Here is an 8,225-nt window from a genome sequence, read left to right as displayed (position 1 = left end):
ATGTCTTTATTTAACAACCAAATCCGCCTCTCTCGGCTGAATTGGCAGACTTATCCTGACTAGTACTGTGCAGCCACTCTCTCCTAATTTTGCAAATTTGGAGAGAGTTTAGTTGATGTCTTTATTTAACAACCAAATCCGCCTCTCTCGGCTGAATTGACAAACTTGTCCTGACTAGTACGGTGCAGCCACTCTCTCCTAATTTTGCAAATTTGGAGAGAGTTTAGTTGATGTCTTTATTTAACAACCAAATCCGCCTCTCTCGGCTGAATTGACAAACTTGTCCTGACTAGTACTGTGCAGCCACTCTCTCCTAATTTTGCAAATTTGGAGAGAGTTTAGTTGATGTCTTTATTTAACATGTTGAGAATACTACTGAGAACATCATCAATACTTTCATAAACCTGCTTGTTTGTGAATCTTATTACAAGATATCCATTCTTCTCAAACAACTCATCTCTTAAATTATCTTGTTCTTTAATCAGCTGATGATACTCTCCATCCACTTCAATAACAACTTTTCTACTTTTACTACAAAAATCTGCAATATATAGTTTGTTTACACCTTCCACATTAATAGATATTGGGACCTGTCTTTTAATCTTTACTCCTAATTTATTGGCTCTTAATCTTTCCCAAAGAATTGTTTCTGCTTTTGTTTTATTAACTCTAAGTTTTTTCGCTAATTTAGATAATTGAACCATAATAAATTAATTATAGCGCTTCTTTCCCGAATTATAAATTTAGTAGAGACCAGGAGAAACAAATTACACCAATTACAATGAATGTTTAACTATTGTTCATTTGAGGTACAAGTATTTATGAAATCAGCATGAGGGGGATTTGGGGTTATGGAAATTAGATGTAAACATAAGAAGGCAAAATTTCTTGGGATTTTTCACCATACGCAATACCCAGAAAAATGCTTTGTATGTGAAACCTGCGGACAAATCATCACCGACTACATAACCACTGAGGAAATGGTTTCCTATAACAAAAACGAAGTACTTTCTATCCAACTGTAACTTAATCAGCACCTAAACATAAACTCTTTTAAGTGACGTATTTGTATTTCTATCTATTTTATGTTATTTTTAAATCATTATGAGTTGGAAAAACATTATTGATTGCCTACGAACTGGTGAAGACGAGTTTACAGAATTCTTAACTTCGGTTGACTCTGTTGAAACTATTCTAAAATACGTAATAGCTTTCCTCAACAACAAAGGTGGGCGCATTATTGTCGGAATAGATGATAAGAATGATCACCTGATTGGAAGTAATGTTTCGATTAGTTTTATTGAAACTGCTCTTCAGAAAATAGAGCCACATAGCAATATTGAAGTGGAAAATGTCATCAGAAGCGGAAAAAATATTATCTATATTAAAGTTCCCGATGGCAGGTCTAAACCATACTCTTATAAGAATAAATACTATCTTAGAAAAGACAAAGATGTAGAAAAACTTAGAAAAGAAGACCTTTATGGTATTGGTGGTGCTGGGGCTACTGCGCCAATGAACGACAACTTTAATGCACGACAAAAGGATGCTATCGAATTCCTCAAAATAGAGCTCGCCATAACTAACAAAATATACAGAACAAAAGGTGATGTCTCTCATAAAACAGCACACTTAGAGCTAACAGAGCTACTAACCAAAGGAATAATAGATAAATTCGGACAAGGCAGAAATACAGCCTACAGATTGGCTAAATAAGTTTCTTTTTCCTTAAAAAAGGGATTATTTCTTCCCTCGCACATTTTTTACCCATTTCTATTAAGGCTTTCTTGTTCCTCAAATCGATTAAGGAATGATATTGCTTAATCGGCCTTACGATTAAATCCGCATTCTTTATCTCTTGAGCGCCGATTAACAAATCAACAGAACGATTAGCAATGTCTAACGCATTCTTTTTAACACAAGAAAAATTCTCGCAAGGATTAAGGTCGATACCAATAACAACACCAGCACCTAACTCCCTAACTTGTTTTGTCGGAACATTTACAAAAACACCTCCATCAATATAAAAACTACCCTCATGTTCAATGGGTGAAAATAATGTGGGGAAATTAGCGCTCATCGAAACACTTTTAGACAGACTACCTTTTTTTATAGTTACAGATTTGCCTGCACAAATATCTGTAGTAACAACAGAAAAAGGCATCTTTAATCCACTAAAAGAATCATGTTTAATGTATTTTTTGATCATTTTGCCAACCGTCTTTTCGCTACTGGATAAGCCTTGGAAATGAAGGTCTATTGCCATAAAATCTTTCATGCCTAAACTATTTACTATGGCTAGCATCTCTTCGACTGGTCTACCAGCTGCAAAAAAAGCTCCAGCTAAAGCACCAATGCTTGTACCAGAGGCGCAAAAAACATCAACCTTTTCTTCCAGCAAGACCTGAATAATGCCTAAGTGTGCGATACCTCTTACTCCACCACCACCAAAGGCTATTCCAATTTTTTTTGATTTTTTTGAAAAAAAGAACATGCGTCAATTATACCACTATTCTGAAGCCGTGATATAATTAATGGCATGAAAGGTTCTATACTGGAAAAAATACTTCTTAACCACACAGAAAAAACTGATTTCCAACCAGGAGATGTTATTCCAATAAAAGTAGACCATATTTTTATTGCCGACAACAGCGCTGTTCCTATCCTAAAAGCCATGGACGATTTTCATTTATCTTACCCAAAATGTCCCGTTTACCTTGGGCTAACTTATTTTCATTATCAACAACAAAAAAACTATCCAGAAATCCAAATGAAAATAATTAATGATGCCCAAAAACATCAATTTATTGTCATGGGCGAGTTGCAAGGACACTGGCACCATAATCTATTAAATATGAACAAAATAAAACCTGGAAATGTTGTAGTGGGAAGTGACTCAACTATTAACTTTTTTTCACCACTAAACACCTTAAGTATTAGTTGTGGTAGTAGCGACATTATCAAAACAATTTTAACTGGAAACATAGATTACCTAGTGCCAAGGCTAGTTAACATCAATCTAATCGGTAAACTCCTGCCTCAAACTAACGCTAAAGACGTGGCTTTATTCTTAAAACAAGAAATGGAAGCACTAAATCTAAAAAATTTTGCTGTTGAATTTTCTGGCACGCATTTAGCAACCTTAACTCAAAATGAACTTCATACCTTATCGTTTCACCACTACACAATAAACGCTGAAAACTTTTTGTTTCCACCAGTTATCTTTAACCGTAACAATACAAAAACAATAAAACCGGACGCAGAGGCGAAATACTACAAAGAACTTCGTTTCGACGTATCTAAGCTTGAGCCGATGGTTAAGCTAAAACATGAGGTGTACAGTGTCTCCGATCTGGAAAGCATCAAAATGCACAAAGTGTTTATTGGCAACACTATTGGCGGCACAATTGAAGATTTTGAATTTCTGGCAAAAATCTTGAAAGGTAAAAAAGTAGCAATTCCCTGTTTTGTGACGCCTGCCTGTAATGATGTACTCAAAGCTGTCACACAAAAAGGATACCTAACCCAAATAATTGAATCTGGCTGCACCCTCTTAAATCCTTCTACGGGTATTTGTCAAAGCACCAATGGTGTAGTTGTCTTAAAAAATGAAAACGTTCTTTCCAGCGGAATCGCCAGTTTGTCTATGTCCACGGGGAAAAGCAAAGCAAATGTTTACACCGGCTCAGTAAAAACAGCAATCGCTACAGCTATTTCTGGAAAGCTTACCTCGCTAAAGGAGTTCCTATGAGTGTTGAAAATATTGAAGGATTAGCTTTTAAGATAGATAAAGTAATCTCTGCCAGAGATATTGTTCCGAATACCATAACCTCTTCTTATCATGAACCTAGGAATATCGAACCTTTCATGGCAATAATTCCCAATTTTGTTGAAGAAACGTTTAACCAAAAAATATTGATTGGAACAGAAAACTTCGGATATGGCTCCTTCAAAGAGTTACCTGCAAGTGTCTTAAAGCACAGTGGTATTAAGGCTATAATAGCCAAATCGTTTTTCTTTCCTTTTTACAAAAACGCTTTTAATGTTGGATTAATTTGCATAGAAGCAAACATTGATTATATTGATAGTAACGATGAGATAATTATTGATATAAATCAAGCATACATCAGGAATATTACCAAGAAAGTTGGTATTAAATTCCAGCCTATTAAAAAATATTTTTACCAATTATACTTAGATGGTGGAATGTTAAATCAACTTAGAAAAGGAATAAAAAATGAAAACAATAAAAGGATTTAAATTTGCTGGCATTCATTGTGGCATTAAAAAAGAAAAGAAAGACTTAGGACTAATTTATTGTGAAAAAGGAGCAACTTGTGTGGGAGTATTCACCAAAAACAAATTTGCCTCTCCTACAATATCCTCAGCTAAACAAATCCTCAATAAAAACAGTAACAAACTAAATGCTGTCATAGTTAATAGTGGCAATGCTAACTGTTTAACTGGGGCAGAAGGATTAAAAAACATTAATACTGTGCTTGATTCACTAAACTCTGAACTGAAGCTTAACGAAAATTCGTCACTTAATCTTTCAACTGGCATAATCGGTAGGCCCTTGCCAATTACACCAATAAAAAATGGGATGAATAAACTAGTTGCTGAATTGTCTGAAAATGTAGATGATTTTATTAAAGCAATTATGACCACTGATACTTTTGAAAAAATCGCCTCCAAAACAGTGCTGGTGGACGGTCAAAAAATAAACGTCTTAGGCGTAACTAAAGGAAGTGGAATGATTCAGCCCAATATGGCAACTATGCTAGCTTTTATTATGACAGATGCAACCGTTGATGCCAAAACCTTACAAGAAACCCTCAATTACGCAGTTAACTCTTCTTTTAACGCCATTACAGTAGATAGCGACTCCTCAACTAATGACACTTGTTTGCTTCTAGCCAGTAATGCTGGAGTAAAAATAAACAATAGCAACTTAGCTATTTTCAAAGATGCTATCCAAGAAGTCTCTGTCGAACTTGCCAAACTAATAATAAGGGATGGAGAAGGTGCGACGAAATTTATTACAATCAAGATAAACAATGCTTCCAATGAACAAGAAGCAAAAAACATTTTCTATGCAATCGCTAATTCTCCATTAGTAAAAACAGCTATCTTTGGCGAAAATCCTAACTTTGGAAGAATACTGAGTTCTGCTGGTAAAATTAACTCCAATATTGACCCAGACAAAACTACTTTGTGGCTAGGCGAATACTTATTATACGAGAATGGTTCCATCACCAACCAAGAAAAGCAGGTGCTGGATAAATACATGAAGAATAAGGAAATAAACATCACCTTGGATCTACATTTAGGAAATTCTTGCGTAACTGGATGGACCTCAGATTTGTCACATGACTATGTAGATATTAACGCTGATTATAATTAAAGTCTCTCCCCGCAGAAAGCACCAAAAACTTCTAAGAAAATAAACTTGCTGCGACCCTCTCCATCGCCTCACTAGCTAAATTAACTAATGTCGTTAAACTTATTGAATATGTAGCTGTCTCTCCTGGCAGAGAGACTTATCTGCTAAACTTATTATTACTCAGCCTAATTCCTAGGGTAACGGCACTAATCTTTATTAAAAAACACTTACAACTTCCGCTGGTGAGGTTACAAGTTTATATTACTTGAAAAATGGTCAAAGCCTTTGGGAAGTTCATGCTCTACCTTGTTCTTTAAATACAGGTATTTTTTCTTGGAAATCATTTTGCCTATTGGGGTTAGCCCAATCAATGAATGCAAATAATACTCTTTCTTTAGTTCATCAAAGTTGTCAGGAGAAATAGTAAACATTAATTCATAATCTTCTCCTCCTCGTAGCTGTGCTTCTAAAACATCTATTCCGGCAATCGAGGCTAGTTCTTTTACCTGCATCCTTGTTGGGATGCTTTCTGCATCTATTTCTACGCCAAGATTACTTTGAGTTGCTATATGTCTAGCCTCAGAGGCTATTCCGTCACTAATATCAATCATAGCTGAAGCAAATTTAGCGATTACCACTGCTTCTTTTATTCTTGCTCGAGGATGACCCAACCTCTCCTTAAGTGCTTCGGAGATTTGCTTCTTTTTGTTCAACACCATTCTAGCAACGCAAGCATCACCTATTGTTCCGGTAACAACAACTAAATCGCCGTTTCTAGCGCCATTTCGATAAACAGGAATAGTCTTACAATCACCTTGAACTCCAATCGTAATTGATAAGGTTTTACCATGAGTTATATTGCCACCCATCAGAGTTAACCTGTGTTCTTCACATTTTGACCTAATACCTTTGTACAATCCTTTGAGCCATTCTGGCGACGTTCTGTCATCTACGATCAAGGAAATATACAAAAAGGTGGGGATAGCACCCATTGAAGCAACATCACTGAGGTTTGTTTCCACTGCTCGCATGCCTATCTCTTCAGAAGTAAACCAGTCTTTCAGAAAATGATCACCTTCTACCATGGAATCAGTAGTAAAAACACGATACTCGTCGTTTTCTTTCCATACAGAGCAATCGTCGCCGATACCTTTGACGACATTGTTGTGCCTTATGGGGAAGCCTTCTGTTAAATAATCAATAAGTTCTATCTCGTTCACTTCTCACCTTTCACTTCCGTGTCATCCCGTACTTGATACGGGATCCATTTATTACTAAAAAACTCTGGATTCCCACCTTCAGTCTTCGTAAGCCTACGCCAAAGGCGCACAAGTTAGGCTTACTACGCCCTGACAAGCCGCGAGAATGACAGAAAAAATTTATTTTAATGCACAGAATTCACCACACATTGTACAAGTTTCGTAATTTTGTTTTCTTCTACTAAAATACTCGTCAAATTTCTGAGTGTCCATAGCTAGCTCTCGTTGCTTTTTCCAATCAACTTCTGCTCTGGCCTTGGACATCTGCCTGTCCCAATCTAAATCCTTGCCACGAGTAAGGTCTGCTGCATGTGCAGCTATTTTGTAAGCCATAATACCGTCTCTAACGTCTTTTAAGTCAGGTAAGGCTAAGTGTTCAGAAGGTGTGACATAACATAAAAAGTCAGCACCACTATAAGCTGCCATGGTTGCACCAATTGCAGAAGTTATATGGTCATAACCTGGAGCTACATCTGTTACCAATGGACCAAGAACATAAAAAGGAGCGCCATGACAATATTCCTTTTGCAAATCAATGTTCAATTTTATTCGATGAAACGGAATATGACCTGGTCCCTCAACCATACATTGCACGCCAGCTTTTCTGCATCTTAAAACTAGGTCACCTAAAATACGCATCTCTTCTAATTGTGCCTCGTCAGTTTCATCAATGATTGTTGCTGGGCGCATACCGTCTCCCAAGGAAATGGTCATATTATATTTTTTACAAATAGCCAGAATCTGATTAAAATTTTCATACAAAAAATTCTCTTTATTCCATTTCTTCATCCACTTCATTAGTAAAGAACCACCACGACTAGTTACTGGTATTAATCGAGATTTGGTTAATTCAATATGACTTTTTAATATCCCTGCATGTATTACAACGAAATCAACACCATCTTGGCCACTTTCTTCAAGAATTTCTAAAAACCTTTCAATCATATCTTCTGGATGCTCAGGCTTTTCAAAAAATAATCCATATAAAGGAACGGTACCTACAGGAATATAAGTACTATTAATTATATCTTTTCTTAACTGACGAATATCTTTGCCCAGGGAAAGGTCCATAAGGCAATGAACTCCCGTTTCTTCACAAAGCTTAACCTTGGCTAGTTCTTCTTCCACGCTAGAAGTAGCTGGAGAAACACCAATATTAGCGTTAATCTTGACTCTCAATCCCTTCCCTACAGCAACTGGCTTTACTTTAGTATGTTTTGGGTTGCCTAGAACAACTCCTGTTCCCGATGTTACTAAATCTTTTATAGTTTGTACGGAAACACCTTCCTGCTTGGCAAGTTCTTGATACACATTCTCTGCTATTATTTTGCTATCTATCATTGTGATAATTACCCTTCCGCCCTTTCCGGGCACCTTCCCTTGAAAAGGGAAGGATTCTAAATTTTTATTGAAACAATAAAATGCATTTACTTGCTAAGATTCTCAAAGACTTTTTTATACTCTTTAAAAATCTCTGCAACTTTTTTCTTTATTTTTTCTTTATTTTTTCTTTTTCTTTTGTATCCGTTTTCATAATCACATTATAACAACATAGAGTAAGTTTATCTATCGGAAATAGCTGA

9 protein-coding genes are annotated in these 8,225 nt (G+C 36.1%); 5 read left to right on the top strand and 4 right to left on the bottom strand.

The window, feature by feature from the left end; translation table 11 throughout:
- Positions 1-338: 338 nt before the first annotated feature.
- Positions 339-704: a DUF559 domain-containing protein gene (locus PHF25_07735; protein MDD4527907.1), complete on the bottom strand. Its 366-nt coding sequence runs from the start codon at positions 702-704 to the stop codon at positions 339-341.
- Positions 705-851: 147 nt separating this feature from the next.
- Between PHF25_07735 and PHF25_07730 the strand changes: the two genes are divergently transcribed.
- Positions 852-1,025, top strand: coding sequence for a hypothetical protein (locus PHF25_07730; protein ID MDD4527906.1), 174 nt, complete (start codon positions 852-854; stop codon positions 1,023-1,025).
- A gap of 79 nt (positions 1,026-1,104) precedes the next feature.
- Positions 1,105-1,716, top strand: a complete 612-nt coding sequence (locus PHF25_07725) for an ATP-binding protein (GenBank protein MDD4527905.1) — start codon at positions 1,105-1,107, stop codon at positions 1,714-1,716.
- Here PHF25_07725 and PHF25_07720 read toward each other — a convergent pair.
- Positions 1,709-2,494, bottom strand: coding sequence for a patatin-like phospholipase family protein (locus PHF25_07720; protein MDD4527904.1), 786 nt, complete (start codon positions 2,492-2,494; stop codon positions 1,709-1,711). The genes PHF25_07725 and PHF25_07720 overlap by 8 nt on opposite strands.
- A gap of 45 nt (positions 2,495-2,539) precedes the next feature.
- Between PHF25_07720 and PHF25_07715 the strand changes: the two genes are divergently transcribed.
- From PHF25_07715 to argJ, 3 genes are read left to right on the top strand one after another with little or no spacing between them, the layout of a single operon-like run.
- Positions 2,540-3,751: an aconitase family protein gene (locus PHF25_07715; protein MDD4527903.1), complete on the top strand. Its 1,212-nt coding sequence runs from the start codon at positions 2,540-2,542 to the stop codon at positions 3,749-3,751.
- Positions 3,748-4,260 (top strand): hypothetical protein, encoded by a 513-nt coding sequence (locus tag PHF25_07710; GenBank protein MDD4527902.1) that lies wholly within the window; start codon positions 3,748-3,750, stop codon positions 4,258-4,260. The genes PHF25_07715 and PHF25_07710 overlap by 4 nt, the downstream gene beginning before the upstream one ends.
- A complete protein-coding gene (gene argJ / locus PHF25_07705) occupies positions 4,238-5,404 on the top strand; it encodes a bifunctional glutamate N-acetyltransferase/amino-acid acetyltransferase ArgJ (GenBank protein ID MDD4527901.1) in 1,167 nt (388 codons plus the stop codon). Before PHF25_07710 ends, argJ begins: the two co-directional genes overlap by 23 nt.
- Positions 5,405-5,631: 227 nt before the next feature.
- On the opposite strand, the gene thiL is transcribed toward argJ, so the two are convergent.
- Together thiL and thiC are read right to left on the bottom strand one after the other, a co-directional pair.
- Complete coding sequence (thiL, locus tag PHF25_07700) at positions 5,632-6,603, bottom strand: thiamine-phosphate kinase (protein MDD4527900.1); 972 nt, start codon at positions 6,601-6,603, stop codon at positions 5,632-5,634.
- A gap of 159 nt (positions 6,604-6,762) precedes the next feature.
- Complete coding sequence (thiC, locus tag PHF25_07695) at positions 6,763-7,983, bottom strand: phosphomethylpyrimidine synthase ThiC (protein MDD4527899.1); 1,221 nt, start codon at positions 7,981-7,983, stop codon at positions 6,763-6,765.
- Between the last annotated feature and the right edge of the window lie 242 nt (positions 7,984-8,225).

The sequence above is a fragment of the Candidatus Margulisiibacteriota bacterium genome, assembly GCA_028706105.1.
In the GTDB taxonomy this organism is placed as follows: Bacteria; Margulisbacteria; Riflemargulisbacteria; order GWF2-35-9; family DYQY01; genus DYQY01.
Note: the sequence above shows the minus strand (reverse complement) of the source record. Positions and strands in the feature narration are given on the sequence as shown.

Excerpts from the sequence above, each read along its gene's own strand:
- argJ (MDD4527901.1), top strand. The coding sequence starts at position 4,238 with ATGAAAACAATAAAAGGATTTAAATTTGCTGGCATTCATTGTGGCATT.
- PHF25_07720 (MDD4527904.1), bottom strand. The coding sequence starts at position 2,494 with ATGTTCTTTTTTTCAAAAAAATCAAAAAAAATTGGAATAGCCTTTGGT.
- PHF25_07710 (MDD4527902.1), top strand. The coding sequence starts at position 3,748 with ATGAGTGTTGAAAATATTGAAGGATTAGCTTTTAAGATAGATAAAGTA.
- PHF25_07735 (MDD4527907.1), bottom strand. The coding sequence starts at position 704 with ATGGTTCAATTATCTAAATTAGCGAAAAAACTTAGAGTTAATAAAACA.
- thiC (MDD4527899.1), bottom strand. The coding sequence starts at position 7,983 with ATGATAGATAGCAAAATAATAGCAGAGAATGTGTATCAAGAACTTGCC.
- PHF25_07715 (MDD4527903.1), top strand. The coding sequence starts at position 2,540 with ATGAAAGGTTCTATACTGGAAAAAATACTTCTTAACCACACAGAAAAA.
- PHF25_07730 (MDD4527906.1), top strand. The coding sequence starts at position 852 with ATGGAAATTAGATGTAAACATAAGAAGGCAAAATTTCTTGGGATTTTT.
- PHF25_07725 (MDD4527905.1), top strand. The coding sequence starts at position 1,105 with ATGAGTTGGAAAAACATTATTGATTGCCTACGAACTGGTGAAGACGAG.